General features: G+C 64.3%; 27 protein-coding genes. 15 read left to right on the forward strand and 12 right to left on the reverse strand.

Annotated elements, in window-relative coordinates:
- The first annotated feature begins 24 nt into the window (after positions 1–24).
- Together F0185_RS19105 and F0185_RS19110 are read left to right on the forward strand one after the other, a co-directional pair.
- A complete protein-coding gene (locus F0185_RS19105) occupies positions 25–1,233 on the forward strand; it encodes a GAF domain-containing sensor histidine kinase (RefSeq protein WP_167227054.1) in 1,209 nt (402 codons plus the stop codon).
- Entirely contained in the window at positions 1,230–1,916 is a 687-nt protein-coding gene (locus F0185_RS19110) for a hypothetical protein (protein WP_167227056.1), read from the forward strand. The genes F0185_RS19105 and F0185_RS19110 overlap by 4 nt, the downstream gene beginning before the upstream one ends.
- On the opposite strand, the gene F0185_RS19115 is transcribed toward F0185_RS19110, so the two are convergent.
- On the reverse strand, positions 1,885–2,565 hold the full coding sequence (locus tag F0185_RS19115; protein WP_167227058.1) for a hypothetical protein: 681 nt from the start codon (positions 2,563–2,565) through the stop codon (positions 1,885–1,887). The genes F0185_RS19110 and F0185_RS19115 overlap by 32 nt on opposite strands.
- 157 nt (positions 2,566–2,722) lie before the next feature.
- Here F0185_RS19115 and F0185_RS19120 point away from each other — a divergent pair, with 157 nt between their 5' ends.
- The 10 genes from F0185_RS19120 to F0185_RS19165 all read left to right on the forward strand — a co-directional run bounded on the left by F0185_RS19120 (position 2,723) and on the right by F0185_RS19165 (position 11,628).
- Entirely contained in the window at positions 2,723–4,708 is a 1,986-nt protein-coding gene (locus tag F0185_RS19120) for a hypothetical protein (protein WP_167227060.1), read from the forward strand.
- A 148-nt stretch (positions 4,709–4,856) separates the two neighbouring features.
- Positions 4,857–6,878, forward strand: coding sequence for a hypothetical protein (locus tag F0185_RS19125; protein WP_167227062.1), 2,022 nt, complete (start codon positions 4,857–4,859; stop codon positions 6,876–6,878).
- A gap of 161 nt (positions 6,879–7,039) precedes the next feature.
- Entirely contained in the window at positions 7,040–7,195 is a 156-nt protein-coding gene (locus F0185_RS19130) for a hypothetical protein (protein ID WP_167227064.1), read from the forward strand.
- A gap of 245 nt (positions 7,196–7,440) precedes the next feature.
- Positions 7,441–7,794 carry a hypothetical protein gene (locus F0185_RS19135; protein ID WP_167227066.1) on the forward strand — a complete coding sequence of 118 codons (354 nt, stop codon included), beginning with the start codon at positions 7,441–7,443 and terminating at the stop codon, positions 7,792–7,794.
- A gap of 109 nt (positions 7,795–7,903) precedes the next feature.
- Positions 7,904–8,308 (forward strand): hypothetical protein, encoded by a 405-nt coding sequence (locus F0185_RS19140; protein WP_167227068.1) that lies wholly within the window; start codon positions 7,904–7,906, stop codon positions 8,306–8,308.
- Between the two features lie 5 nt (positions 8,309–8,313).
- On the forward strand, positions 8,314–8,793 hold the full coding sequence (locus F0185_RS19145; RefSeq protein WP_167227070.1) for a hypothetical protein: 480 nt from the start codon (positions 8,314–8,316) through the stop codon (positions 8,791–8,793).
- A 95-nt stretch (positions 8,794–8,888) separates the two neighbouring features.
- Positions 8,889–9,467 (forward strand): phasin family protein, encoded by a 579-nt coding sequence (locus F0185_RS19150; RefSeq protein ID WP_167227072.1) that lies wholly within the window; start codon positions 8,889–8,891, stop codon positions 9,465–9,467.
- A gap of 89 nt (positions 9,468–9,556) precedes the next feature.
- Entirely contained in the window at positions 9,557–10,222 is a 666-nt protein-coding gene (locus F0185_RS19155) for a TetR/AcrR family transcriptional regulator (protein WP_054263370.1), read from the forward strand.
- A gap of 13 nt (positions 10,223–10,235) precedes the next feature.
- Complete coding sequence (locus F0185_RS19160; RefSeq protein ID WP_167227074.1) at positions 10,236–10,775, forward strand: LOG family protein; 540 nt, start codon at positions 10,236–10,238, stop codon at positions 10,773–10,775.
- 10 nt (positions 10,776–10,785) lie between these two features.
- Positions 10,786–11,628 carry an EamA family transporter gene (locus F0185_RS19165; protein WP_167227075.1) on the forward strand — a complete coding sequence of 281 codons (843 nt, stop codon included), beginning with the start codon at positions 10,786–10,788 and terminating at the stop codon, positions 11,626–11,628.
- A gap of 45 nt (positions 11,629–11,673) precedes the next feature.
- Here the strand turns inward: F0185_RS19165 and F0185_RS19170 are convergent, their stop codons facing one another.
- The 5 genes from F0185_RS19170 to F0185_RS19190 all read right to left on the reverse strand — a co-directional run bounded on the left by F0185_RS19170 (position 11,674) and on the right by F0185_RS19190 (position 16,912).
- On the reverse strand, positions 11,674–12,117 hold the full coding sequence (locus F0185_RS19170) for a hypothetical protein (RefSeq protein WP_167227077.1): 444 nt from the start codon (positions 12,115–12,117) through the stop codon (positions 11,674–11,676).
- 85 nt (positions 12,118–12,202) lie between these two features.
- Entirely contained in the window at positions 12,203–12,409 is a 207-nt protein-coding gene (locus F0185_RS19175; RefSeq protein ID WP_167227079.1) for a hypothetical protein, read from the reverse strand.
- 84 nt (positions 12,410–12,493) lie between these two features.
- On the reverse strand, positions 12,494–15,193 hold the full coding sequence (locus F0185_RS19180; RefSeq protein ID WP_167227081.1) for a bifunctional diguanylate cyclase/phosphodiesterase: 2,700 nt from the start codon (positions 15,191–15,193) through the stop codon (positions 12,494–12,496).
- Positions 15,194–15,195: 2 nt separating this feature from the next.
- Positions 15,196–15,642, reverse strand: coding sequence for a type 2 periplasmic-binding domain-containing protein (locus tag F0185_RS19185; RefSeq protein WP_167227083.1), 447 nt, complete (start codon positions 15,640–15,642; stop codon positions 15,196–15,198).
- A gap of 10 nt (positions 15,643–15,652) precedes the next feature.
- Positions 15,653–16,912 carry a hypothetical protein gene (locus F0185_RS19190; protein ID WP_167227085.1) on the reverse strand — a complete coding sequence of 420 codons (1,260 nt, stop codon included), beginning with the start codon at positions 16,910–16,912 and terminating at the stop codon, positions 15,653–15,655.
- Between the two features lie 359 nt (positions 16,913–17,271).
- Here F0185_RS19190 and F0185_RS19195 point away from each other — a divergent pair, with 359 nt between their 5' ends.
- Positions 17,272–18,642, forward strand: a complete 1,371-nt coding sequence (locus F0185_RS19195) for a family 43 glycosylhydrolase (protein WP_167227087.1) — start codon at positions 17,272–17,274, stop codon at positions 18,640–18,642.
- A 16-nt stretch (positions 18,643–18,658) separates the two neighbouring features.
- On the opposite strand, the gene F0185_RS19200 is transcribed toward F0185_RS19195, so the two are convergent.
- Positions 18,659–19,165: a YgjP-like metallopeptidase domain-containing protein gene (locus F0185_RS19200; RefSeq protein ID WP_166886198.1), complete on the reverse strand. Its 507-nt coding sequence runs from the start codon at positions 19,163–19,165 to the stop codon at positions 18,659–18,661.
- A 32-nt stretch (positions 19,166–19,197) separates the two neighbouring features.
- Here F0185_RS19200 and F0185_RS19205 point away from each other — a divergent pair, with 32 nt between their 5' ends.
- Positions 19,198–19,917 (forward strand): hypothetical protein, encoded by a 720-nt coding sequence (locus tag F0185_RS19205; RefSeq protein ID WP_167227089.1) that lies wholly within the window; start codon positions 19,198–19,200, stop codon positions 19,915–19,917.
- A gap of 164 nt (positions 19,918–20,081) precedes the next feature.
- Positions 20,082–20,690, forward strand: coding sequence for a hypothetical protein (locus F0185_RS19210; RefSeq protein ID WP_167227091.1), 609 nt, complete (start codon positions 20,082–20,084; stop codon positions 20,688–20,690).
- 75 nt (positions 20,691–20,765) lie between these two features.
- Here F0185_RS19210 and cydX read toward each other — a convergent pair whose 3' ends face one another.
- From cydX to F0185_RS19235, 5 genes are read right to left on the reverse strand one after another with little or no spacing between them, the layout of a single operon-like run.
- Positions 20,766–20,924 carry a cytochrome bd-I oxidase subunit CydX gene (cydX, locus tag F0185_RS19215; RefSeq protein ID WP_167227093.1) on the reverse strand — a complete coding sequence of 53 codons (159 nt, stop codon included), beginning with the start codon at positions 20,922–20,924 and terminating at the stop codon, positions 20,766–20,768.
- Between the two features lie 9 nt (positions 20,925–20,933).
- Entirely contained in the window at positions 20,934–22,076 is a 1,143-nt protein-coding gene (gene cydB / locus F0185_RS19220; RefSeq protein ID WP_167227095.1) for a cytochrome d ubiquinol oxidase subunit II, read from the reverse strand.
- Positions 22,073–23,641, reverse strand: coding sequence for a cytochrome ubiquinol oxidase subunit I (locus F0185_RS19225; RefSeq protein ID WP_167227097.1), 1,569 nt, complete (start codon positions 23,639–23,641; stop codon positions 22,073–22,075). Before F0185_RS19225 ends, cydB begins: the two co-directional genes overlap by 4 nt.
- On the reverse strand, positions 23,638–23,844 hold the full coding sequence (cydP, locus tag F0185_RS19230; protein ID WP_166886186.1) for a cytochrome oxidase putative small subunit CydP: 207 nt from the start codon (positions 23,842–23,844) through the stop codon (positions 23,638–23,640). Before cydP ends, F0185_RS19225 begins: the two co-directional genes overlap by 4 nt.
- A 1-nt stretch (position 23,845) precedes the next feature.
- On the reverse strand, positions 23,846–24,487 hold the full coding sequence (locus F0185_RS19235; RefSeq protein ID WP_167227099.1) for a GbsR/MarR family transcriptional regulator: 642 nt from the start codon (positions 24,485–24,487) through the stop codon (positions 23,846–23,848).
- Between the last annotated feature and the right edge of the window lie 281 nt (positions 24,488–24,768).

Genomic DNA, 24,768 nt, shown 5'->3' on the forward strand with positions numbered 1-24,768 from the left:
CGGGTTTTCGCGCAAGAGAGATTGATGCAAACAGATATAGCTGCCGATATCGCCGCCATCGAGGCGATTTCATCAGTGCCAACCATCCTCGAAGCGGTGGCCGCGATCACGGGGCTGCGCTTCGTCTGCATCGCGCGCGTGACGCAAGATTCGTGGACCACCTGCGCCGTGCGCGACGAACTCGGATTCGGCCTGAAGGTCGGCGACGGCCTCGATGTGGCCACCACCTTGTGCGAGGAAGTGCGCGACACCAAGCGGCCCGTCATCATCGACAATGTGAGCGAAGATACGCGCTACCGCCACCACCACACTCCGCGCATCTACGGCTTCCAGAGCTACATCTCGCTGCCGATCCACCGTCCGGACGGCTCCTATTTCGGCACCCTGTGCGGGCTCGATCCCTTGCCGGCGCAGTTGTCGAACACGGCCACCGTCTCGAGCATGACGCTGTTCGCCCAGCTCATCTCCAAGCACCTCGAAACCGAACTGAAACTGACCGAATCGCAGTTGGCCCTGCTGGGCGAGCGCGATACGTCGGAGTTGCGCGAGCAGTTCATCGCCGTGCTGGGGCACGACGTGCGCACGCCGCTGTCGTCGATCATGCTCGGCACCGAGCTGCTGCGGCGCGAGCACCTGAGCGCGCAGGCCGAGGGCGTGATCGAGCGCATGCGACGCAGTGCGCTGCGCATTTCGGCGCTGGTCAACGACGTCATGGATTTTACGCGCGGGCGCATGGGTGGCGGTATCGCGCTCGACCTGCGCAACGAGAGCGGCTTGCAGCAGTCGCTCGAACAGGTGGTGGCCGAGCTGCAGGGCGCCTATCCGGAACAGCGCATCGGGCTCGAGATCGACCTGCCCGAGACCGTGTATTGCGACCCGGCGCGCATCCAGCAGTTGCTGTCGAACCTGCTCAAGAATGCGCTGGTGCACGGCGCGCGCAGCGAGCCGGTGCAAGTGAGCGCCCGCGCGCGCGACGACCAGTTCGAGATCAGCGTGACCAATGGCGGGCCGGCCATCGCGCCGGCCAGGATCGGGCAGCTGTTCAAGCCGTTCTGGCGGGCCTCCAGCCAGGTCGCCAGCGAGGGCCTGGGATTGGGCCTGTTCATCGCGTCCGAAATCGCCCGTTCGCACGGCGCCACGCTGGACGTGGTGTCCGAAGATGGCGCCACCTGCTTCACGTTCGGCATGCGCGCCGGCGCATCGGTCGAGCGGCGCATGCTGGCACGCGCATGAGGCGCCTGTTGTTGGCGGCGCTGCTGCTGGCGGCGGGCGCGCAGGCGGCGGGCGAAACCATCATCCCCCTTCAAACCCGGGCGCCGACCGAGGCCGAGGTGAAAGCCTTCCATGCCTATTACCAGAAGCGTTTTCCGGATAATCACAGTGCGCAGCCGGCGTTCGAGGTCACGCGCGGGCACAGCGGCATGCCGTGGGAGGTCACGGCCAGGGTCGACATGGCGCCGCGGCGCGGGCTCAAACTGCTGTGCCGCATGCAGCGCATCGCATTCGCTTACGCCAGCGGCCAGTGGAGCGCCGACCAGCAGATTCGCCAGTTCGTCTGGCTCGACCGCGCCAGCGGCTGCGCGATCCCGGCCACACCGGTGGAACTCATGCAGCGCATGCCCGACACGGAGTTGACGGCCGTGCTGGCGCAGCAGGCCGCATTGCTGGACAAGGCGCGCTTGCTGATGGCCGGGAACAGCGATTGTGCGCGCTATCGTTCGCTGCCGTTCGTGCTGCACGCGATCGATGTCGGCGCCAGCGGATCAAGCAGCGAGGAAATGGTGGCGCTGAACTACCGCACCGCGCCCGACGCCGACGCCACCATCTGGGCGCGCCGCAACGGCGCCGGCTACGATCCGTGGAGCGCCGCATGCGGCAGGTCGATCAAGCCCTGGGCAACTCAAGATAGACCTTGAAAGCGCACTCGATGAGGTGCTCGCGCGCTGGCGGCGGCGCACCCTTGACACTGCCGGCCCGGGCCGCGTTGAAGCGAAACGTGCCGCCGACGTTGAAACGCATGGTGCGCTCGGGACGCCTGGCCATTCTCAGGATCTCGAGCTCGGTGATATCGAGCATCAGGCTCGCTTGCGGTTCCGGTCCCGGTTCCGGTCCCGGTTCCGGTTCCGGTTCCTGTCCCGGTCCCGCGCCGCCATGCAGTTGCCACCAGGCGCTGCCGGTATAGTCCTCGACCAGCCGCTGCTCGCCATCCCTGATCCGGTACACGCTCGACCAGGCGCCCGCGCTGCCGGCCTTGGGAAAGCGGTAGCTGCCTTCCTCGGCGGGCAGTTCGAAGGCCCCGGTCGCGATCTCGTGCGTCTGGCCGTTGCTGGCAACCGTCATGCCCAGTCCCAGGCTCATGACGACCCGGCCTTCGGTCGCACTCAGGCGCTTGATATTGACCTGGGCGCCGCTGGCGCTGAAGGTGGTCGCGCCATCGATGGTGCAACTCATTTTGTCGGAGAAAATGGGTTCCTCTGGCATCGGCACTGACGTGGCGCTTGCCAGCCCATGCAATCCGCCCAGCGCCAGGGCCGCGGCGGCCCACGCCATCTTGTTCTTGTTCACATTCCTACTTCCTGGCGCCAGGGCCGGTAACTGCCGCGCGCAGGCGGCACTGATCAAGAACCTAAGTTGACAGTATATAATTAATGTACTGAAGAAATTTAATCGGATGACGACCAGCCGCGTTGGGTGGCCGTTGTCACAACAGAAAGCGATCGCAATGAGATTGAAGACGACAATAGCGCATGCGGTGCTGAGCGCGGCGCTTTCCGTTGTCGTTGCTGCGGCGCAGGCCTCGATGGTTGCTTTCTCGCCTGTGTGCCCGCAGGAGTTACTCCACATCACGCCCGAGCAGGTGGAGAGACTGATCCCTCAGGGGCTGGACCGCGACCAGTCATGCTACCAAGATGCCCTGGTGCGCGCGCAAGCGCAGGCGGTGCCGGTGCTGGTTCGCCTGCTGCGCGATGAGCGCGAGGCGTCGCAGGTCAGTGCGATGCAGGTCGTCAAGAAGCTCGGATCGACGGCGGTGGCAACCTTGCCCGACCTGATGACACTGCTCCGCAGCAAGGTTGCGCAGTTGGACACGCTGCAAGCGCAGGGCGGCGCCGGACAGGCGCAGGAGCATGCGCAGCACATGGTGCAACTGACGGCGCACGCGATCACCAGTGTCGGTCCCGCCGCCCAGGCGGCGATCCCGGAGCTGTTGGCGCTGTACGGCAGGCCGGACTTCCCCTATCCGTCGCGCTACATGCTCCTTCAGTATCTCTGGGCGATGGCCGAGGCAAGTGACACGGCGCGGCTGGCGCTGGTTGCCGGGCTGCTGGCAAAGGAAACGCTGACGAATGAGGAAGCTGAAATGATTGCGCCGTCCCTGATCCGGATGGGTAGCCGGGCCAGTCCGCTCCTGCCCGCGCTGCGGGCAAGCTTGCACAAGTCTGGTGGCAGCCTGATCGAGGCCTATCTTGCCGTGCAGGGAGACGAGGTTGGCATTCCTTACCTGTTCCAGTCAGCCGGCATGGTTGTCGATCCGTTGAAAAAACGAGGCCCGCTGGCCGACCGCTATGTGGCCGACGCCATCAGGCAGGCGTCATCGCGCTCCGCCGCCATCACCGTGCTGGCACGGAACATCGATTCGCCAGGCGCGATTGCGCACCTGATCGACAAGCTGGGCGATCCATCGACGGCCGACAGCGCTGCTGCGGCCTTCATCACGATCAATCGGAAATTTCCGCAGGCCAATGAGAAATTGCTGGCGTCCCTGCTGGCCGCCGGCAATCGGGATCCGCTGCGGCGCGATCTTTTCCTCCGGGCGATGGACGTCACCGGTCCGGTCGCGCAGATTCCGCGCAGCTTGCTGGTCGATGGCTTGCGCAGCGATCTGCGGCTGGCGCGGCGGCAGGCGCCGCAAGGTCCACAGGTCGCCTGCCTGCCGGCCACGATCCTTTGGAAGGCCGGATTGCTGTCGCCGTCCGACTTGCCGATGCTCAAGCGCGCCTACCGCGACGCCGCGCAGTCGGGCGCGCACGCTTGCCTGTCCGAAACCGTCGACCTGATTGCCAGCCTCGCCTCGCGTCCGGCCCTGGAATTTCTGTACGAGCGTTTCCTGGCCAGCAACGACGAGCAGCACATGCAGGATCTGCAGCGCGCCTTGATGCGCAATATCGCGCCGCTGGCGCCGCGCCTCGAAGCGAGCATCGGCCGCCTGCGTGGCGCCCGGCTTGTGATGGTCGAGTCGATGCTGCTCGCGCCCGGGGGCGAGGAGGTGCTGGCCGCTTATCGGGCGCGCATCCTGCCCGGCCTGCTGGCCTTGCCATTCAAGGCCGATGCGCATCGATTGCTGCTCGCACCATATTCGGAATACCAGGCCTCGTTCGGCATCAGCCCCGGCATGCGCTCGACGGACACGCCTGCCACCAGGGGTGGGCTGGCGGTGCTGCGCATGGACCGCATCGCCCCGAGGACGCCCGAGCTGGTGAGCTTGCTGTTGCGGCTGGTGGCCGGATCCAACGAGGATGCAGCGAAGCAGGCCATGTTATTGCTCCAAAACATTCGTGACGAACAGCGCGGCTTGCGCGCGGCCTGTTTCAGGCAAATCGGGCAGTTGCTCGTGGAAACGCCCCTCGGTCCCGCGCAGCGTCGCCTGGCGACGCTCGAGCGGGTCTATGCATACTCGCGTCGCGACCACGACCGCTCGCCCGTGCAATAGCGGCGCCGGCGCGACAGCGGGAGCGCAACAGGCGATGCGCTTTTTGGGGCCGCAGTGCGCAAGGCGTTACGATTAATGCTTTTAAGAAATTAAATAATCCGCCGCAGCCGGCGCCACCGCTGCTCGCCCGCAACTGAAAGTATCGAGCATGACCCTCACGTTCCTGCGCACCGCCATGCTGATGGCGCTGCTTGCCCATCTTCCCGCCGCAGCCATCTCGTATTCCCCCGTGGTGGTGCTCCCTCCCTGTCCCGCCGCCATCGTGGATGCGAGCCTGGCGCAGCTGGAGAAACTCATGAGCGAGGACCCGAATGCCCGGCCATACTGTTATCCGGAGGCGCTCAAGAAACGCGGCGCGCAGGCCGTTCCCATGCTGCTGCGCCTGCTGCAGGATGAGCGCCATCCGGTCCGGAGCGGCGCCGCCTATGGCATTGCCGAGTTGCGCGAGGCCGGCGCAGCCGCCTTGCCCGCCTTGATCGCGCACCACCGGCGCCTTGTTGCCGACCTGGCCCGGCAAGAAGCCGCGCATGGCAGCGACGGCGTCGATCAAGAAACCCTGTTGCTGATGCGAGGCCTGAGCCGGGCAATCGGCGGTTTGCAAACCGTCGACGCTTCTGTGGCGCCGTATCTGGAAAGCGTGTTTTTCGACCCGGGCAGCACCCTCGATGTGCGCCGCGCCAGTGCGATCCATGTGTGGGATTGGGATACGCCCGAGCCCATTCGCCTGCGCATGACGCCGGTATTGCTGGCCGACGAGACGACGTTCCCGGACATGCGGTCCCAGGTTGCTTCTTTCTTGTTTTTCGCCAGGATCGACACCACGGGCGCCCTGCCGCAGCTGCGGGCAAGCTTGCTGATGCCGCGCGGTCATGAGATGGTCAGTCCGTATCTGGTCGTGCAAGGCGCGGCGGCCGGCATCCCCCACGTGTTGCGGTTGTATGCGGACGCGGCCAAAGATTCGGCCATGCGTCGCGCGATCGAGTCGCAGTTGCGGGAGCGCGAGTCGCTGCCCGAGATGGACTGGCAACTGAGCGCGGCCGCGCACAACCCGGCCATGCTGCCGACCGTGCTCGAGTTGATGGAAAAAACAGGCATCCATTCCCGGCGCACCATGGAGTACCTGGCCACCAGGTTGGACATCCCGTCCGAGGTCGACAGTACCTTGCGCATCTTCATCAGCCTGCGGCGACCCGCGCCGCAAGCCCACCCGCGCCTGGTGGCATTACTGCTGGCAAGCGGCAAGGATGATCTGGCGCGGCGCGATTTACTGCTCCAAGCGCTCAGCGCGACCGACGGGCAAGCGACGATTCCCCAACCGTTTCTGCTGGCCGGACTGCAACATGATCTGGCGCTCAACCGCCGCACGAAGCTGGGCAGCGCCGGGCGCGGCACATGTTTGCCGGGGGCGGTCCTGGCGCAGGCGGCGCCGCTGGGGCCCGCGTATCTGCCCATGCTCAAGCGCGCCTATGCCGACACGGCCGGTACGGACGCTCCCGCTTGCGTTCGCGCGGTGGGCGACATCATCGCCAACAGCGGGAGCCGTTCCGCTGTCGAGTTCCTCTACGAGCAACTATTTTCGAAAAGATCCGAGGAGGAGCGTCGCATGCTGATGCAGCCGCTGAAGAACAATGTGGGACTGCTCTTGCCAACGATACGGCGCGAGATCGATGGCTTGCGCGATGAACGGCGCGATGTGGTCGAATCGCTCCTGCGCGTGCCGCAAGCGAGCGAGTTCCTGGCGCAATACCGCGCGCGGGTGGTGCCGGGCTTGCTGACCTTGCCATGGACGGAGTCGGTCGACCAGGACCGGGCCGGCCTGGACGAGACGCAAGTGGCGAGCGACACGCCCGCCTGCGCCCGACTTGCGCTGGTGGTCAAGCGCGTCGACACGCTCGGACTGACCACGCCCGAGGTCACGACCTGGCTGATGCGGGTCTATGCGGGGCCGTGCGTGCGTGCCCATATGCGGGCGAGGGAGGCGCTTGAGGCGTTGCGAAACCAGGAGTACGGAAAGCGCCCCATGCGTGTGAGGCAAGTCGATGCGCTGCTGGCGAACACGCCACCCGGCCTGACGCGCAAGCGCCTGGAGCGACTGCGGCGCCTGTTTGACTGGACCGGGTACGAAAGGAGCATGAACGAGATGGCGCCGCCGATCATGATGGAAGACTGATTTCTGCTTTTCCGCCGCCCGCAAGCGCATGTCACCCCGATGAGAAATCGATTTTTGCGCGGTGCGTCGCTGGCGGCGCCCGAGGTCACGACCTGGCTGATGCGCCCGCACGCGGGCCATGCAAGTCCGTCAGGAAAAGTAGACCCGCCTGAACCTGTATCATGACGCCATGGCCGGTGCCCGATGCCCACGCCCCGGCGCGCATGAACCTGCAAACCGTCACTGTGGAGGTCGGCCCCGGCAGCGATAACGATGGCGCGTTTGCGCTACGTTACGCCAACCTCGGCGCGGGAACATTCTCGCGCTGCGCAGAATGACGACAATGACCCTGATCGCGGCCAGGCACGCTGGCCGGTCGTGATAAAGCAGGCCGGCGCGCCCGCCGGATTGTGCCGCTGTTGCCGGAGGATATTGACGCCCGGCCCCCCTTCGACAGGGCGCCGGCACGCTGACCGGACCGACCGGCTCGTGTTGGCCGGATATAATCGATGCTTACGGGAAATCTCGCCGGCAAGTCGACCCGGTACGGCCAGTCCTCCTATTTACCGCAGAAAGCGACGCAATGACATTCGCCCAAGATATACGACGTTCGTCCGGCATCGCAATGCTTGCGTTGTTTCCTCTCGCTGCCCATGGCGAGCCATCGGCCGTGCAAGAGGGGTGCGGGAGCGCCTTTGCCAACCTCACGCCGGCGCGTCTGGAGCAGCTTCTTCGTCAGCCGTTGACTGGACCTTCGCGTTGTTACGAAGACAAGCTGGGCTCCCAGGCGGTCACGCTGCTTTCCAGGATTCGCAACCAGGACCGCAGCCTGCGCGCGGCGCGGTTCAAGGAAATCGAAGACCTGCTCGCGGCGACGGCGCCCGGAATCGCCAAGACGCGCCTGGAAATTCTTCGGAATGTATACCGTCCTTCCTAGAGCGACTGGGAGAGCGGCAACAGGCAATAGCGATGCGAGCGGCGCTTTGGAAAACATGCCCTGGCATGCTGGCGCCTCGACAAAATTGAATTTTTGGACGATGGATAACATGAAGAAAATCGGACGCGATGTCCTCGTGATCGACACCAGCCAATGGCTGCCCGACTATGGCGCGACCACGGTCAATCTGGTTACCGATGGCGGTAAGCTGTCGGTCATCATCGAGTACGACGGGGCGCAACGGCTGGAGCGGAAAAAACTGGTGTTCGGATCGGTGTGTTCGTTCGCGCGCTCGTCATTTCCCGGCCCCGCGCTGGACCCCTTCGAATACGACCAGCTGCGCACGGTGCACATCGAAGCGCTGGTGGAGTATCCCGATTCGGAGGCGGCCAAGGCGTGGACCGACCATTTTGCGTATGGCCGCACTGTGCGGCATTACGCCATCTATTTTTTGAGCGCGAATACGTGCCTGACCGTGTTTGCATCCGATGTGGTGCTGCTGGATATGGAGTGACCAGGATGACGCCAGATAAACAAGCCGGCGTGGTCCGCAGCGTGATGTTCATGAGCGCCGAGGATGCCAGCGAGGTGCCGCCGGACGTTTCCGCGCGCACCTACGTGATCCGCATCCTCGATGGCCAGGCGGTCGGACACCACGTCTATCCGCCGCTACGCGCGGGCCACGCCTGGGTGCGCGAATATGCCTTCGACGACGTCGAGCCGGACGCTGCCGGCGCGCCGCCGCGGCATCTGTTCACGGAAGCGATTGCCCAAGCCATCTTGCGCGACCTGCGGGAGGTGCTCGACCACGACGGGATCGACCTGCTGCTGGTGCACTGTTTCGCCGGCGCCAGCCGTTCCCCGGCCGTGGCCGAGGTGCTCGCCGGCCTGTATGGCGTGTCGATTGCGCAGGCGTGCTACCCGCGCGATCCGCGCTTGAAGGTCACGCCCAACAAGCATGTGTATGCCACAATGGCGCGCGTCGCGTCCCGGGGCTGACTGGCGCCTGGTGCGCTTTAGAACGCACTCTCTAGCGCAGCTCACTAGAATGGACCGCAGCGATCCGCCCCACATTTCATTCACGGAGTTCCGCAATGACGAAAAAACTCAATCCGCAGGCCGTCGAGGACGACTCGCAACTGGCCGACGCCGTGCGCACCTCGGCGCACCAGATCTGGCAAGCCGGCCTTGGCGCGTTCGCCAAGGCGCAGGAAGAGGGAAGCCGGGTGTTCAGCAAACTGGTCCAGGAAGGCAACGACCTGCAAAAACGCACCCGCTCGATGGCCGAGGACAAGGCCGGCGGCGTGGCCGAGGGCGCCGCCAGCGTGGCCGAACTGGTGGCGCGCCAGGCGTCCGGATCGTGGGACAAGATGGAGCAGGTGTTCGAAGACCGCGTCACGCGCGCCCTGGCCGGCATGGGCGTGCCGACCCGGGCGGAAGTCGAGGCGCTGGCCGTGCGCGTCGAGGAACTGGGCAAGCTGGTGGCGCAACTGAGCGCTCAGGCGGCTCCCGCCAGGCCGGTAGCAGCCAAGCCGGCCCCCAAGCCGGCCGCCAAGCGCGCGGCCGGGGCGCCTGCCAAGCCGGCCGCCAAGGCGGTAGCCAAGGCCGCAGCGGCGCCACGCAAGCGCGCAGCGGCCAAAACGCCCGCGCCGAAAGGCGGGCAGGGCGTCTGACCGTACGCCGGGGTATCGTCATTTGACCCTGTGAGGGCAGCCATGTTCGGTGTTATGCTTGCATGAGAAAAAACACCGACCGCCCCGCCATGCTACAGAAAGCTCCCCGCCGCACCCGTGAACGCATCCTCGAATTGTCGTTGCGGCTGTTTAACGAGTTCGGCGAGCCGAATATCACCACCACGGTGATCGCCGAGGAGATGAATATTTCTCCGGGCAATCTCTACTACCATTTTCGCAACAAGGATGACATCGTCAATTCGATCTTCGTGCAGTTCGAAGCCGAGATCGAGCGCATCCTGACGGTGCCGGACGGGCGCCGCTCGAACATCGAGGACGTGTGGATCTACCTGCATCTGATGTTCGAACTGATCTGGCGCTACCGTTTTTTCTATCGCGACCTGAACGACCTGCTTTCGCGCAACCGCAAGCTCGAACTGCATTTCAAGCTGATCCTGGCGCACAAGATCAAGGTGGCCAAGGAGTTGTGCGAAGACTTGCGCAGCGAAAAGTCGCTCGAAGCGTCGGACGCCGACATCAATGCCATGGCCACGAACATGGTGGTGGTGGCCACCTACTGGCTGTCGTACGAATACGTGCTCAATCCGCGCAAGTATTCGGAGCAGCAGGCCATGTCGGACGCGCTGGCGCGCGGCTGCTACCAGGTGCTCTCGCAGATCGGTCCTTACCTGCGCGGCGACACGCACCTGCTGTTCCAGAAGCTGTCCGAGGAATACCTCAAAAAACTCAAATAAGAAGCGGCACACAATGAAGTCAATCGCAGTCTATTGCGGCGCCTCGTACGGCGCCTCGCCGCTGTACGCGGACAGCGCGCGCGCCATGGGCCGCGCGCTGGTGGAACAGGGCATCGGTCTTGTATTTGGCGGCGGCAAGGTCGGCCTGATGGGCGTCATCGCCGACGAAGTGCTGCGCCTGGGCGGCGACGCGGTCGGCGTGATTCCGCAGGCGCTGGTCGAACGCGAACTGGCGCACGACGGCCTGAGCAAGCTGTTCATCGTGCGCGACATGCATGAACGCAAAGCCATGATGGCCGAGCTGTCGGACGGCTTCATCGCCATGCCGGGCGGGATGGGCACGCTCGAAGAACTGTTCGAGATGCTGACCTGGTCGCAGCTCGGCATCCACCGCAAGCCGGTCGGCGTGCTCAATACCGGCGGCTTCTACGACCTGCTGGCCGCGTTTGTCATGCACCAGCATCGCGAAGCCTTCGTGCGCGAGGAGCATGCCGGCCTGATGATGGTCGAGGCCGAGCCGCAGGCGCTGCTGGCGCGCCTGCTGGCACGCTAAGTACCCGCACGTGTCCGGCGCCACCGTGCTGCTGGTGCTGTTCGCGGCGCTGCTGCATGCGAGCTGGAACGCACTGGTCAAGGCCGGCCCCGATAAACTCCTTTCCACGGTATTGGTGGCCAGCGGCGGCGCTGTGCTGGCCGCGCTGGCGCTGCCGTTCCTGGCGTTGCCGGCGCCGGCCAGTTGGCCGTGGCTGATCGCGTCGGCCTGCTGCCACCTGGCTTACTACCGTCTGCTGGCCGCCGCCTATGCGCATGGCGACATGAGCCACGCGTATCCGTTGATGCGCGGCAGCGCGCCCTTGCTGGTGGCGCTCGCTTCCGCCGCGCTCGTCGGAGAAGTGCTCAGCCTGCGGCAGTATGGCGCGATCGCGCTCATTTGCGCCGGCGTGCTGGCGATGAGCCTGTGGCGCGCCGCTGGCGCCACGTCGCCCTCGCGCCGCGCCACCCTGTTCGCCTTACTCAACGCCGCCGTGATCGCGTGCTACACGCTGGTCGACGGCATCGGCGTGCGCCGCTCCGGCGCGCCGCTGGCCTACACACTGTGGCTGTTCGCGCTGTCGGCCGCTGTGCTGCTGGTGTCGGTGATGGGCGAGCGCCAGGCCTTGCTTGCTTATGCGGGCCGGTACTGGAAGACCGGCCTGCTCGGCGGCTTTGTTTCGATGGCGTCGTACGGGTTGGCCCTGTGGGCGATGACGGCGGCGCCGGTGGCCGTCATCGCCGCGCTGCGCGAAACGTCGATCCTGTTTTCGGCGCTGATCGCCAGCGTGTTCCTGCGCGAGCGGCTTGGCGTGCGTCGCCTGTGCGCGGTCGGCATGATTGCCGGCGGTGCGGTGGCGATGCGCTTTGCGTGACGGCACATCAGTCAGGTAAAGCGCATCGTGTCCGATGCTCACGGTCTATTCTGAAGATGTCGCCTTTTCGGAGACGTCAGTTGCACGATCGTGGCGCTGCTTCATAAAGCTAGTCACTGTGCCAATGATCGTGGTGGTTAGAACGATGCCAGCTAGAACATCCTTATTCATCATGGCGAAAATCAACGTCATACCGTATCCACCGGCGATGAAGCTGTAGGTCATCCAGTGAACGCGTTGGATATCTTTCATTTTGGCGTTGATGATGTTCAGTTGTCGTTCTCGAAGATGGGCCGAATCTGCCTCGAGTATTTTCAGGATGCGCTCGGGTGCATCGGCGATGACTCCTCCGTACTGACGCATGATGTCAGGGGGAGGCAGAAAGCTGGTGGACGCATGGCGGCGGCGGCGGCATGCGGCCACGTTGACCCGCCGCTCCGGCGCTGAATCATCACTTGTCGCTGCGTGAGGATGCGACGATATGAACATGCGGCATCGCTCCGGGCTTCTTGGCAAGGTATCGGCGCAATTGCAGAAAACCCGGCCCGCTTCACGCGGCGTCGATAGCACATACCTACTTGTTTTTTTGCTGTTCGACATCTCGGCCTACCTTGTCGATGGCCGCTTCCATCCTGCTCCCTATCCCTGCCCAGTTGTCGCGCATCATCTCGGCAGCGCTTTGATGTATCCGGACTCCGCCGTACTCGCCGTACTCGCTGTAGTCGCTGCTCGGCCGCAACGAAAAAACGCCGGGAAACGCCTTGAGTAGTTTCGACAGCATGAAAAACCTCCAATCAGAACATAGGCACATCACTCATGTACCGATTGGACCTGCGCGCACCACGGTTAGTTCAAGCTATCTTCGTCATGCCGCATCGGCGTGCGGGCCGAACAAGGGACGCCCGGCGCTGTCGCAGCCGGCCTGCATGCGCGCCTGTTCTTCAAGCAACAAGGCGATCTGCGCCGGCGGCACCGGACGGCTGAACAGGTAGCCCTGCATCTCGTCGCAGTCGTTATCGCGCAGGAAGGCGCACTGCTGCTCGGTCTCGACGCCTTCGGCGATCACGCGCAGCTTGAGCATGTGCCCGAGCGAGATCACCGCCTTGGCGATGGCCTGGTCGTCGGGATTGTCGGCCAGTTCGCGCACGAAGGACTTGTCGATCTTCAGGGTGCTGATGGGGAAGGACTTGAGCGCCGACAGGCTCGAATAGCCGGTCCCGAAGTCGTCGATCGACAGCGAAATGCCCATCGCCTTCAACTCGCGCATCTTCTCGACCGATTGCGACAGGTCGCGCATGATCAGGCTTTCGGTCACTTCGAGCTCCAGCGCGCTTGGTGTCAGGGCGCTCTCGCGCAGGGCCGCGGCGACCCGTTCGACCAGGCGCTTTTCTTCGAACTGGCGCGGCGAGACATTGACCGACATCGTCACCGGCCCCAGGCCCGCATCTTGCCACGCCTTGTTCTGGCGGCACGCCGTGTGCAGCACCCAGTCGCCGATGGCGACAATCAGCCCGCTTTCTTCGGCCAGTCCGATGAAGCGCAGCGGCGAGATCACGCCATGCTCGGGATGCTCCCAGCGGATCAGCGCTTCGACGCCGAAAATGAGGCCGCTGCGCAGGTCCACCTTGGGCTGGTACAGCAGGTGGAACTGGCCGTCGTCGAGGGCGCCGCGCAAGCCTTCGAGCAGCACCAGTTTTTCTTCCACGCTGGCGTTCATCTCGCGCGTGTAGAACTGGAAGTTGTTGTTGCCCATCTCCTTGGCGCGGTACATGGCGGCGTCGGCGTTCATCATCAGGGTGTTCGGCCCGGTCCCGTCGCGCGGGTACATCACCACCCCCATGCTGCAGCTGACCTGCACTTCCTGGCCGCCCAGCAGGATCGGTTCGGTGACGGCCTGGCGGATCTTTTCCAGCACCGGCGTGACCGCCATCGGGTTGTCCGGCTGGTCGGGCAGGATGATGATGAATTCGTCGCCGCCGAAGCGCCCCAGCGTGTCTTCGCGCCGCACGCAGGCCGCCATGCGCGTGCCGACCACCTTGAGCAGTTCGTCGCCGGCGTTGTGACCGAGGCCGTCGTTGACCAGCTTGAAGCCATCGAGGTCGATGAAGGCCACCGCCACGCAGCGGTTGCGGCGCTGCGCCTGGACGATGGCCTGGTCCAGGCGGTCGCGGATCAGGCTGCGGTTGGGCAGGCCGGTCAGCTCGTCGTGGTGCGCCATGTGGCGGATGCGTTCCTCGGCCACCTTGCGCTCGGTGATGTCGCGCACGATCGCCACCACGCCGTCTTCGACCGCCACCACCTGGCGGTGCAGCCAGCAGGTACGCGCGCCGCTCAATTCGGCCAGCCATTCGGCTTCGTGCACGCCGCCGTCCAGCGTGACCTTGATCAGGTCTTCGAAGATGCCGTTGTCGCGAAAGGCCGGCAGCATGGCCGACAGGCGCATGCCGCGCAGGGCCGGCTTGTCCATGCCGGCCAGTTTTTCGGCGCGCGTGTTGGTCGCTTCGATCACGAAGTCGCTGATTGCGCCGCCGTCGTCGACGATGCTGCGCATGACGAAAAAGGCATCCAGGCTCGCTTCCGAGGCGGCGGCGTAGGTTTCCTGGGCGCGCCGGATGCGGCGCCGGGTGCGCGTGAGCTGCCACGACCAGACGCACACCAGGGTGACGATGACGACCAGCACGGCGCTGCCGCTGCCGGCCACCCACAGGTAGTTGCGGCGCTGCTGCTCGAAAGCGGCCATCGACTCGTGTTCGGACAGGCCGACCAGCGCGGTCAGCGAAAAACCGTGCAGGCGGCGCACGCTGGTGTAGCGGCGCACGCCGTCCCAGCTGCTGGCCACCGCCTGGCCGGCGCCGGCCTCGCGCGCGAAGCGCGGCGCGGCCTGGCCCCAGACCACCTTGTCGCCGATGCGCAGGGCGCGGAAAACGCCGTCGGTCCCATATAGCCCGAGCGCGCCCGACTCGCCTAGGCGCGAGCGCTCGTAGCCGCTGGTGAAGTAGGCCGGGTCGACTTCGACGATGACGACGCCGGCGAAGCTGCCATCCTTGTCGTTCAGGCGCCGCGTGAAGTGCAGGTGCCAGTCGGGATTGGCGTCGTCGCGCAGGGTCTGGCTGACGTAGGGCGTGCTGGTATCGCTGTCGCGGTGGAAGCCGAAGTAGCCCTGGTGCGACACGTCGATCATGCGCGCCGGCGGATTGCTGGCCACCAGCATGCCGTCGCGGTCGGCGATGCTGACCACGAACACCAGGCCCGAAGGCAGCAAGCCTTGCTGGTTCAGGGCGGGCAGGGCGCCGGCCGTGCCTTTCAGTTCGACCGCGTACTTGAGCACTTTCAGGGTCTGGTCGATGCTGCCCAGGTTGCGCTGCATCTGCGCTTCGTAGGTGTCGATCAGTTCCTGGCTCGACGCGCGCGCGGCGCTCTGCGCGGCGGCGCGCTCGATGCCGATGAAGTGGTCGGTGGCCATCCAGATCATCACCAGTAGCAGCATGGCGAACAGCGGCAGCGAGATGTGGGTTTCCTGCGCCAGCCCGAGCAGGCGCGTGAGGCGGGCGCGCGTGCCGTTCATGCTCAGCGCACCATCAGCACGGCCTTGACGCTCGGGTCGAGCGCGGCCTTGTCGATGTAGCCGATCAGGGCCGGATTGTCGGCCACCATGCGCCGCACGGCGGCGCTGTCGGCGGCTTCCTGGGGTGGCTGGCCGCGTCCCGTGAAGATCATCTTGGTCCAGTAAGCCTTGAGCAGGGCCGGCGTCTTGGCGGCCACGCGCGCATAGAATTCGTCGCGCAGCGGGGAGCCGATGCGCTGGTCGAGCGCCACCGCTTCGGCGCCGTCGGGAAAGGTGCCGACCTGGCCGAGGAAGATGTCGGCCACCTGGTCGGCGCGCAGGCTGGCGACCGGGCTTTTGGCCGAGACGATCACCACCAGTTCGGCGCCGGCGGCGTGCAGCGATGGCGCAGACAATGCCACCGCCAGGGCGCAGGCGCCCAGCACGCGTCGAAGTGAGTTGTTGATCATGGCGCCATCCTCAGAACACGAAGTCGAGCACCGCGCTCGCGAGGTTCACGCGCGGGTGCGCGCCAAAGCCCGGCTGCACGTTGAACAGGGTGCCGCGCGAATGCTGGCCCGGGCGCACCCGGTCGTACTGGAGCTTGAGGGCGATATTGTGGCGCACATCCCAGCGCATCCCGGCGCTGACGGTGTTCTGGACCGGCACGCTCTTGAGCAGGTAGTTCAGGCCTTCATTGAGCTGGGCGGCCGGTGCGGCCAGCTGCGGCGGCAAGCCGTCCAGCGGCAGGCCGGGGTCGCGCGTGGCACTCTTGGCCTTGGCGCCGGCGAACGCGATATACGGCGTGAAGGCGCCGAAGCGGTAGCCGGCGCTGGAATACACCGTAACCGACTTGCCGAAAAAGGAATGGGTGGTGAAGCGCCCGATTTCGCCCATGACGAACCAGTTGCCGGGATCGTAAGTGGCGCCGACGGTCAGGGCGTTGAAGCGCTTGCTCTCGACTTCATATTGACGCGCCAGGTCTTCGCCGCGCGGGCCGAACTGGCGCAGGCCGTCGAACAGATAGCCGGCCAGGTTGATCGTCACCTCGCTGCTGAAGGCGCTGATGCGCCCGCTCAGGGCGCCGTGTTCGGCGGTGGTCGAGATGCCGGTCAGTTTGCGCGCCTTGACACTGTTCTCGTCGAGCAGTTGCAGGGTGGTGCCGCCGGCGAATGCCTGGCTGACGAATTTGACGTCGCCGGCGCGCCAGCGGTAGCTGACATCGACCCCGTCGCTGTTGCTGATCGGGATGGCGCCGTACACTTCCACCGGCGTGCGCGCCCACGGGTAGGCATAGCCGATCTTGCGGTAGTCGGCCGCCAGGAAGATCGGCAGGCCGATGCGCCCGAGCCGCAGCGACAGGTCCGGCGTGGCCTGGTATTTGACATTGGCCCATTCGACGATGGGGCGGTAGCTGTGGTCGAGCCGCTGTTCGGCGATCACCTGCACCACGCCCGACCACTGCTTGTTGACGGTCACGCCGAGCTGCGCGCCGAGGCGGCTGTCCACATGCGCACTCCAGGCGTCGGTGTAGCCGGCCCCGGTGGCCTTGAGGACGCTGGAGGAAAAATCGGCATGGCGGTTGTCGGAGTAGGTCACCGCGGCCGTGCCGAAGCCGCCGAAGGTCCAGGCCAGCCCGTCCGGATCGGCCGCGCGCGCGCCGCCGCCGGCCAGCAGCAGGGCGGCCAGGGTGCAGGCGCGCGTGACGACAGGGGCAGGGCGGGAAGCAAGCTTGGTCATAAATAGAAGTCCGGTGAAGCATGCCTTGCGCAGGCGCAGCACGTCGGTGCGCGCGCGTGGCTCAGGCCAGGTGCGGGAATGTTGTTTTTCAGGCTAGCGGGAATTGGGCCAGCGCGGGGTTCAGCTTCGACTTTATAGAGCAGGGTGGCGCTTGTCGATCATTATCCTCCCGTTCGTAATCGTCCTGATAACTTGTGATGCGTAAGTGCAACATTTGGATAGATTGTCGAAGGGCGGGTGGGGCGGGGCGGCGCGCGATACCGAAACGGGGATCGCGCGGCGCGAAAAATTCATTGGTCCGCACGGCGCGCCAGGCCTACCCTGAGTTGGCAGGACAACCACAACCATAACGGAGACCCATGTTAAAACCACTTATCGCGGCGCTGGCCCTGGCCATGTGTGCCGCCCCGGCGTCGGCCATCGAACTGGCCGGCGTCAAGAACGCGCACGACCCCGGCACCGTCACCAAGGACGGCGACACCTACTTCAACTTCACCACGGGCAAAACGGGCATCTGGCATTCGACCTCAAAAGACCTGCTCACCTGGTCGGCGCAGAGCAAGCCGGTGTTTGCCACCTATCCGGGTTGGATCGCCAACAAGATCCCCGGCTTTAGCGGGGACATGTGGGCGCCCGACGTGATCCACATGAACGGTTACTACTACCTGTATTACTCGGTGTCGTCCTGGGGCTCGACGACGTCGGCGATCGGCGTGGCGCGTTCGGCGTCGCTGAAAAACCCGGCGTGGACCGACCTTGGCATCGTGGTCGAATCGTTCGGCAGCCCGGCCGAAATCAATGCGATCGACCCGGCCCTGTTCCGCGACCATGACGGCAAGGTGTACATGTCGTACGGCTCGTTCTTCGGCGGGATCGGGGTGGCGCAGATCAACCAGGCCAACGGCAAGCTGGCCGGCAGCGTGACCAAGGTATTGGGCGGCGGGCACCAGGATATCGAGGCGCCGTACATCACGCGCAATGGCGAGTATTACTACCTGTTCGTCAACCGCGGTGCCTGCTGCCGGCTGGCCGACAGCACCTACTACGTGGAGGTGCTGCGCGCCACCAGCGTGACCGGGCCGTATTCGGGCGCGCGCACGATCCTGCCGAACACCGACGGCAAGTACAGGGGGCCGGGCCACGTGGGAGTGCTCAAGCAGGATGGCTGCAATTACGTCTCGACCCATTACTACGACCTGAGCGACAAGGGCAACGCCAAGCTGGACATCCTGAAGATGAGCTACAGCGGCGGCTGGCCGAGCATGACGCGCAATTTCAGCAGCTTCGCCGGCTGCGGCGGCATCAGCGACGGCGCGTATGCGATCAAGTCACGCGCCAGCGGCAAGGTGCTGACGGTGGCCGGTGCGGCCACGGCCAACGGCGCCCTGGTGCAGCAGGCTGCCGACAGCGGCGCGAAACACCAGTCGTGGTATGTGATCGGGCAGGGTGATGGCGTCTACAGCATCATCAACGCGGGCAGTTTGCGCAGCCTGGATAACTACGGTAACTCGACCACGGCCGGCACGCCCATCGCGCAGTGGGATTACTGGGCCGGCAGCGGGCAGAAGTGGCGTTTTGCCAGTCCGGCGGCGGGCTTTTACACGGTGAGCAACCAGCTGAGCGGGATGGCGCTGGACCTCAAGGGCGGCAGCGCGCAGGATAATGCGGCCATCATCCAGAACGGGCTCAATAACGCCGTCAACCAGCAGTGGACCTTGCAGCGGCGTTAATACGCGGGGATACGGATCACCAGAGGCGCTGGCCCGACACGTCGAGCTGCGTCAGGTACAGCCTCAGGTCGAATTCGTACTGGTGGTAGTTCGGCTCCATGTAGCAGCACAGCTTGTAGAAAGCCTTGTCGTGCTGCTTTTCCTTGACGTGCGCCAGTTCGTGCACGGCGATCATGCGCAGGAATTCGATCGGCGTGTCCTTGAACACGGTGGCCACGCGGATCTCGTGCTTGGCCTTGAGCTTGTTGCCCTGTACGCGCGAGATGAAGGTGTGCAGGCCGAGCGCGTGCTGGATCACGTGCAGTTTGCTGTCGAAGACGACCTTGTTGATCGGGTCGGCGTTGCGCAGGAATTCGGTCTTGAGGTCTTGCACGTAGTCGTACAGGGCGCGGTCGGTGCGCACCTCGTGGGCGGCGGGGTAGCGCTGCTTGAGCACGTCGCCGAGCTTGTTTTGCGCGATCAGCTGGGTCACTTGCGCCTGCGTCTGCTCGGAATAGGCGCTCAGGTATTTAAGGGGTTGCATGAGGGCACTTTACCATATCGTCCCACCACGGCATGCATGAAAGCGACATGGCGGGTTGCGCGATGGCGGCGTTGATAGTGCATATGTTAAAGTTTGTCAAATTACAAAATGAACATATGAACCAGAATCCCTACGCGCCGCCCCAGGCCGACATGACCCAGCCAGCGCCGGCGACCGGTTCCGACGAGGTCTTCTATATTGTCTCGCAGCGCAAGTTCACGATCCTGTTCCTGGCGACCGTGGGCATGTATGAATTCTACTGGTTTTACCGGCAATGGGGCTTCGTCCGGCAGCAACGCCGGCTTGCGAATGGCCCCGGCGGTAATCTGTGGCCGGCCGCGCGCGCCGTGTTCGCCCTGCTCTTCGTCCAATCCCTGTTCAGCGCCGTGGCCGCTCACGCGGCGGCCAGAGGGCGCCCACTGGTGTGGAACCATAAAAACCACGGCGTGGTCCTGGTAACGCTGATCGGCGCCACGCACGTCATGAACTGGATGCCGGACACGAACCTCGACAGCGGGTTGGTCACCGCGATCATCTTTATCCTGGTGTTTGCCACCTGCTACAGCGAATGCCTGGCGCAGGGCTACATCAACCAAAGTTGCGGCGATCCCCGGGGCGAGGGCAACAAGGAATTGACGCGGGCGAACTACATCTGGATCGCCCTCGGATGCGTGCTATGGGTGGTGCTGCTCGTGGACATGTTCATGCTCGAGGAGTTCATGGCCCTGCTCATGCCCGAGGAAGTCGATTGACGCGGCTCGCTGGCCGGGAAGGCTGCGCGCCGACAGGTGGTGATGGGGCGGGCGACCTGTAATCGATTCCAATCTGCTCAAAAAAACAACAAGAATACCCTTGTCAGATAGGCACGAGGCGAAAAGTTCTGTTAAAATTATGCAACTTTTCCTGAAAGAATTATATGACAGATAACCTTTACGCACCTCCGCAAGCCGACATGAGCAAGACGCCAGTCGCTGCCGGCTCCGACGACAGCTTCTATGTTGTCTCGCAGCGCAAGTTCACGCTGATGTTCATTTTGACGTTCTCGATGTACCAGGTGTACTGGTACTACAAGAACTGGAGCAACTACAAGAAGCAATGCCAGCTGCAAAACTCGACCGACAGCGATATCTGGCCGGTGGCACGCGCCTTTTTCGCGCTCTTCTTCATCCACGCCTTGTTCCGCCGCGTGGACCAGCACGCGGATGCGAAGCAGCGACCGCTGGCCTGGGATTTCGCGAGCCATGCCACCGGGCTGGTCGTCCTGCTCGTCGTTGCCAACGTGCTGAACGGCTTTATCACCCGCATGGTCGGCCCGTTCCTGGGCAACTTGATCGCGCTGGCCGTGCTGGGCGGTATTGGCTACAGCATGCGCAGCGCCCAGGCGTTTATCAACAAGGCTTGCGGCGATCCGGAAGGCGCAGCCAATAACGACCTGACCACCGCCAATTATGTGTGGATGGGATTTGGCGTCTTGATGTGGTTGATGGTCATCGTCGGAATGTTCGCAACCGCGACTCCGGTTTAAGCATGTCCTCGCGGCGGCCATCGACGCAGGTCGAAGGCCGCCGCGAGGTGTCATCGGGCCGGCCGTCGGCCCGCGTCAGAACAGGCGATCTTCTTTGTTCGCCTCTTCAAAGCTGGCACGCGTGACATCCTCGTCGCGCAGGCCGAACGCGTAATTCGCCTCCAGCCACATCACGTTGATGATGGCGGCCGAGAGGGCAAGGCCAATCCCCAATATCCAGGCAAAATACCACATGGTCTGCTCCTAGTAAGATTCGTGTTCGTTTTCGCGGATATGCGCCGCGGTGACCTTGCCGCGCATGATCGAGTAGACCCAGCTGGTGTACACCACCACGATCGGGAGCATCACCACAATCACCCAGAACATCACCCCCAGGCTCTTGTGACTGGCCACCGCATCCCAGGCGGTCAGGCCGTTGCCGGGCGAGAGCGACGAGGGCATGATAAACGGGAACATGGCCGCGCCGGCCGTCAGCAGGATCGAGGCGACCGACACGCCGCTGGCCAGGAAGGCCGGCAGGCTGCGGCGCGCCGCGCACAAAAGCACCGCCAGCGCCGCGCCGAGCAGGCCCAGGACCGGGAAGGCGATCGTCAGCGGCCAGCGCGTATAGTTATCCATCCACGCGCCGACGCCGCGCTCGACCACTTTGGCGGTCGGCATGAAGGCGCTGTCGACCGGCGGCATCGAGACGATGCGAAACCCCTCCATCCCCGTTGCGACCCACACGCCGGCCGCGCCGAAGGCGAGCAAGGTCAGCGCGCCGGCCGCCATGGCCGCCTTGCGCGCGCGTCCGGCGATGACGTCATCGGTCTTCTGGTACAGGTAAGTGGCGCCGTGCATCGCCAGCATCGACACCCCCAGCACGCCGGCCAGCAGGCCGAAAGGATTGAACAGGCCAAAGAAGCTGCCGGTGTACTCCATGCGCATGGTGTCGTCGTAGTGGAAGGGCACGCCCTGCAGCAGGTTGCCGAAGGCGATGCCGAAGATCAGCGGCGGCACGAAGCCCCCGGTAAACAGGCCCCAGTCCCAGGCAGTGCGCCAGCGCGTGTCGGCCAGCTTGCTGCGGTAGTCGAAGCCGACCGGGCGGAAGAACAGCGCGAACAGCAGCAGCATCAGCGCCACGTAAAAGCCCGAGAAGGCGGCCGCGTACACCAGTGGCCAGGCCGCGAACATGCAGCCGCCGGCGGCGATGAACCAGGTCTGGTTGCCTTCCCAGGTCGGGCCGATCACGTTGATGATGACGCGCCGTTCCATGTCGTCCTTGCCGAGGAAGGGCAGCCACATGCCAACCCCGAAGTCGAAACCGTTGGTCAGCGCGAAGCCGATCAGCAAAATGCCGACAAAGCCCCACCAGATGACTTTGAGCGTGTCGTAGTCGAAGATCATGCGGCCTCCTTGTGTTCCAGTTCCCAGTGATATTTACCCGTATGCAGCGCGCTCGGTCCCAGGCGCGTGTACTTGATCATCAATCCCATCTCGATCACCAGCAGCAGCGTGTAGAAGCCGATGAAGCCGGCCAGGCTGAAATACAGGTTCGACGCCTGCAGCGTGGACGCCGACAAATGGGTCGGCAGGATGCCGGCGATGGTCCACGGCTGGCGGCCGTATTCGGCCACCACCCAGCCCAGTTCGGCCGCCACCCACGGCAGCGGGATCGCGACCACGGCCAGTTTCAGCAACCAGCGCTGCTGCGCCAGGCGCTTGCGGATCAGGAAGTAGAACGAGGCGCTGAAGATAAACAGGAACAGGAATCCCAGGCCGACCATGATGCGGAAGGACCAGAACAGCGGCGCGACTTTCGGCACTGTGTCGCCCACCGCCATCTTGATCTGCGCTTCGGTGGCGTCGATCACGCGCGGGGTGTACTTCTTGAGCAGCAGGCCGTAGCCCAGGTCGTCCTTCAGGCGCAGGAATTCGGCGCGCGCTTCAGGCGACTTGTCGCCGCCTTTCAGGCGTGTGAGGGCCGCGTACGACAGCATGCCGTTGCGGATGCGCGACTCGTGCAGCTTTTTCAGGTCCTTGATGCCGGTCACCTGGGTATCGAGCGAACGGGTGGCGATCACGCCCAGCACGTAGGGAATCTTGACCGCGTAATCGGTGCGCTCCTCGGCATCGTTGGGCAGACCGATGAGGGTGATGCCGGCCGGCGCCGGCTCGGTTTCCCATTCGGCTTCGATGGCGGCCAGCTTGACCTTGTTCACTTCCCCGGCGGTGTAGCCCGATTCGTCGCCCAGCACGATCACCGACAGGGTCGAGGCCAGGCCGAAGCCGGCCGCGATGGCGAACGAGCGCAGGGCGAACGGCACGTCGCGCGCCTTGAGCAGGTAAAAGGCCGACACCCCCAGCACGAACATCGAGGCGGTGACATAGCCGGCGGCGACGGTGTGCACGAACTTGACCTGGGCGACCGGATTGAAGATGACGTCCGAGATGCTCACCAGTTCCATGCGCATGGTTTCGAAATTGAATTCGGCGCCGACCGGGTTGTTCATCCAGCCGTTGGCGATCAGGATCCACAGGGCCGACAGGCTCGATCCGAGCGCCACCAGGAAGGTCACGCCCAGGTGCTGCACTTTCGACAAGCGCGACCAGCCGAAGAAGAACAGGCCGACAAAGGTCGATTCGAGGAAGAAGGCCATCATGCCCTCGATCGCCAGCGGGGTGCCGAAGATATCGCCCACGTAGTGCGAGTAGTAGGCCCAGTTGGTCCCGAACTGGAATTCGAGGGTGATGCCGGTGGTGACGCCCATGGCGAAGTTAATCCCGAACAGCTTGCCCCAGAACTTGGTCATGTCGCGGTAGATTTCGCGCCCGGTCATGACGTAGACCGATTCCATGATTACCAGGATCCAGGACAGGCCGAGGGTGAGGGGAACGAACAGGAAGTGATACATGGCGGTCGCGGCGAACTGCAAGCGCGACAGGCTGACAACATCATCGATGGGACTCATGGCGTGGCCTTGGCAGGAACAGGTGGTGTTGGTCGGGGCGTCGCGAGCAGGTGCTGTTCGACCTGCGCGGTCGGCATGCGCATTTTTTTAACCTGGGGCGTGGAGAAAAAGGCTTTGTAGAGCATGAACAGGATGACGGCCTTCAAAACCAGCACCAGCGTGATCGCCAGTGCGAACGGGAGGCGGTGAAGAAGGGCGCGCATCCTATTCGCCTTTGACGTTGCTCTCGCCGCTGTCGCGGTCAGCGGCGGCTGCCGCTGTCGCTTCGGGGGCGGCCGGCTCGGGAGCGCGCTTCTTGCGGAAGGTGCCGCGCACGGTATCGCCCACGTTGAGCAGGGTCTTGACGGTGGAGCCCATCTTCATCAGCGAGGTGAGGGTTTCGGGCGAGAGACGCTGCACGTCGTCGAACCAGGAGCTCGATAGTTCGATCAGGTTGTACATCTCGCGCATGCGTTCCTGGGCGACGCGGTCGGCGTCGGTGGCCGGCGTTTCGAGCAGGGCGTCGCGCAGCATCGAGAGGGTCGGCTCGACTTCGCGGCGGCGGCGTTCCTCGAGCAGGGCCTTGAAAATGTCCCAGATATCCTTGGGCGGCTCGAAGTATTCGCGGCGGTCGCCCGGCTGGTGCAGCAGCTTGACCAGGCGCCAGGATTGCAGCTCCTTGAGGCCCATCGACACATTCGAGCGCGAAAACTGCAGGTGTTCGGCGATTTCGTCGGCATTGAGCGGCTTGGCCAGCACGTACAGCAAGGCGTAAATCTGCCCCACGGTGCGGTTGATGCCCCAGCGGCTGCCCATTTCGCCGAAGTGCAGGATGAATTTCTGGGCAAGTGGACTGAGATTGGTCATGTCTATAGGTCTTTGGAAGTATTGAATTTTCAGGAATTACTGAAATTATAGAAGGTTTACGAATTACGTGCAGGGAAGGGCCTGGAATGTTGCCTGGAACGTTGCCGTGGGTGTCGGATAGGAACTGGACAGGCAAGCGGGCGCCCGCTCGTACCCGGTGTCAGGTCTCTTAAGAAACAACACCGCCGCCCCCTCCCGGCCATGGTGTTGTTCATGCGGTAGCCGGGGTAAGTGTCATGCCCAACTGTTCCGCGCGTTTTGCAAGATTGCGTAGCAGGCGG

Origin of the sequence: Massilia rubra, assembly GCF_011682065.1 — a bacterium.
GTDB lineage: Bacteria > Pseudomonadota > Gammaproteobacteria > Burkholderiales > Burkholderiaceae_D > Telluria_A > Telluria_A rubra.

Coding starts and splice junctions, on each gene's coding strand:
- F0185_RS19175 (WP_167227079.1), bottom strand. CDS start 12,409: ATGCTGTCGAAACTACTCAAGGCGTTTCCCGGCGTTTTTTCGTTGCGG.
- F0185_RS19235 (WP_167227099.1), bottom strand. CDS start 24,487: ATGACCAATCTCAGTCCACTTGCCCAGAAATTCATCCTGCACTTCGGC.
- cydX (WP_167227093.1), bottom strand. CDS start 20,924: ATGTGGTATTTTGCCTGGATATTGGGGATTGGCCTTGCCCTCTCGGCC.
- F0185_RS19145 (WP_167227070.1), top strand. CDS start 8,314: ATGACGCCAGATAAACAAGCCGGCGTGGTCCGCAGCGTGATGTTCATG.
- F0185_RS19185 (WP_167227083.1), bottom strand. CDS start 15,642: ATGATCAACAACTCACTTCGACGCGTGCTGGGCGCCTGCGCCCTGGCG.
- F0185_RS19160 (WP_167227074.1), top strand. CDS start 10,236: ATGAAGTCAATCGCAGTCTATTGCGGCGCCTCGTACGGCGCCTCGCCG.
- F0185_RS19140 (WP_167227068.1), top strand. CDS start 7,904: ATGAAGAAAATCGGACGCGATGTCCTCGTGATCGACACCAGCCAATGG.
- F0185_RS19210 (WP_167227091.1), top strand. CDS start 20,082: ATGACAGATAACCTTTACGCACCTCCGCAAGCCGACATGAGCAAGACG.
- F0185_RS19120 (WP_167227060.1), top strand. CDS start 2,723: ATGAGATTGAAGACGACAATAGCGCATGCGGTGCTGAGCGCGGCGCTT.
- F0185_RS19105 (WP_167227054.1), top strand. CDS start 25: ATGCAAACAGATATAGCTGCCGATATCGCCGCCATCGAGGCGATTTCA.
- F0185_RS19125 (WP_167227062.1), top strand. CDS start 4,857: ATGACCCTCACGTTCCTGCGCACCGCCATGCTGATGGCGCTGCTTGCC.
- cydP (WP_166886186.1), bottom strand. CDS start 23,844: ATGCGCGCCCTTCTTCACCGCCTCCCGTTCGCACTGGCGATCACGCTG.
- F0185_RS19135 (WP_167227066.1), top strand. CDS start 7,441: ATGACATTCGCCCAAGATATACGACGTTCGTCCGGCATCGCAATGCTT.
- F0185_RS19225 (WP_167227097.1), bottom strand. CDS start 23,641: ATGAGTCCCATCGATGATGTTGTCAGCCTGTCGCGCTTGCAGTTCGCC.
- F0185_RS19150 (WP_167227072.1), top strand. CDS start 8,889: ATGACGAAAAAACTCAATCCGCAGGCCGTCGAGGACGACTCGCAACTG.
- F0185_RS19205 (WP_167227089.1), top strand. CDS start 19,198: ATGCATGAAAGCGACATGGCGGGTTGCGCGATGGCGGCGTTGATAGTG.
- F0185_RS19195 (WP_167227087.1), top strand. CDS start 17,272: ATGTTAAAACCACTTATCGCGGCGCTGGCCCTGGCCATGTGTGCCGCC.
- F0185_RS19110 (WP_167227056.1), top strand. CDS start 1,230: ATGAGGCGCCTGTTGTTGGCGGCGCTGCTGCTGGCGGCGGGCGCGCAG.
- F0185_RS19170 (WP_167227077.1), bottom strand. CDS start 12,117: ATGTTCATATCGTCGCATCCTCACGCAGCGACAAGTGATGATTCAGCG.
- cydB (WP_167227095.1), bottom strand. CDS start 22,076: ATGATCTTCGACTACGACACGCTCAAAGTCATCTGGTGGGGCTTTGTC.
- F0185_RS19200 (WP_166886198.1), bottom strand. CDS start 19,165: ATGCAACCCCTTAAATACCTGAGCGCCTATTCCGAGCAGACGCAGGCG.
- F0185_RS19180 (WP_167227081.1), bottom strand. CDS start 15,193: ATGAACGGCACGCGCGCCCGCCTCACGCGCCTGCTCGGGCTGGCGCAG.
- F0185_RS19155 (WP_054263370.1), top strand. CDS start 9,557: ATGCTACAGAAAGCTCCCCGCCGCACCCGTGAACGCATCCTCGAATTG.
- F0185_RS19190 (WP_167227085.1), bottom strand. CDS start 16,912: ATGACCAAGCTTGCTTCCCGCCCTGCCCCTGTCGTCACGCGCGCCTGC.
- F0185_RS19130 (WP_167227064.1), top strand. CDS start 7,040: ATGACGCCATGGCCGGTGCCCGATGCCCACGCCCCGGCGCGCATGAAC.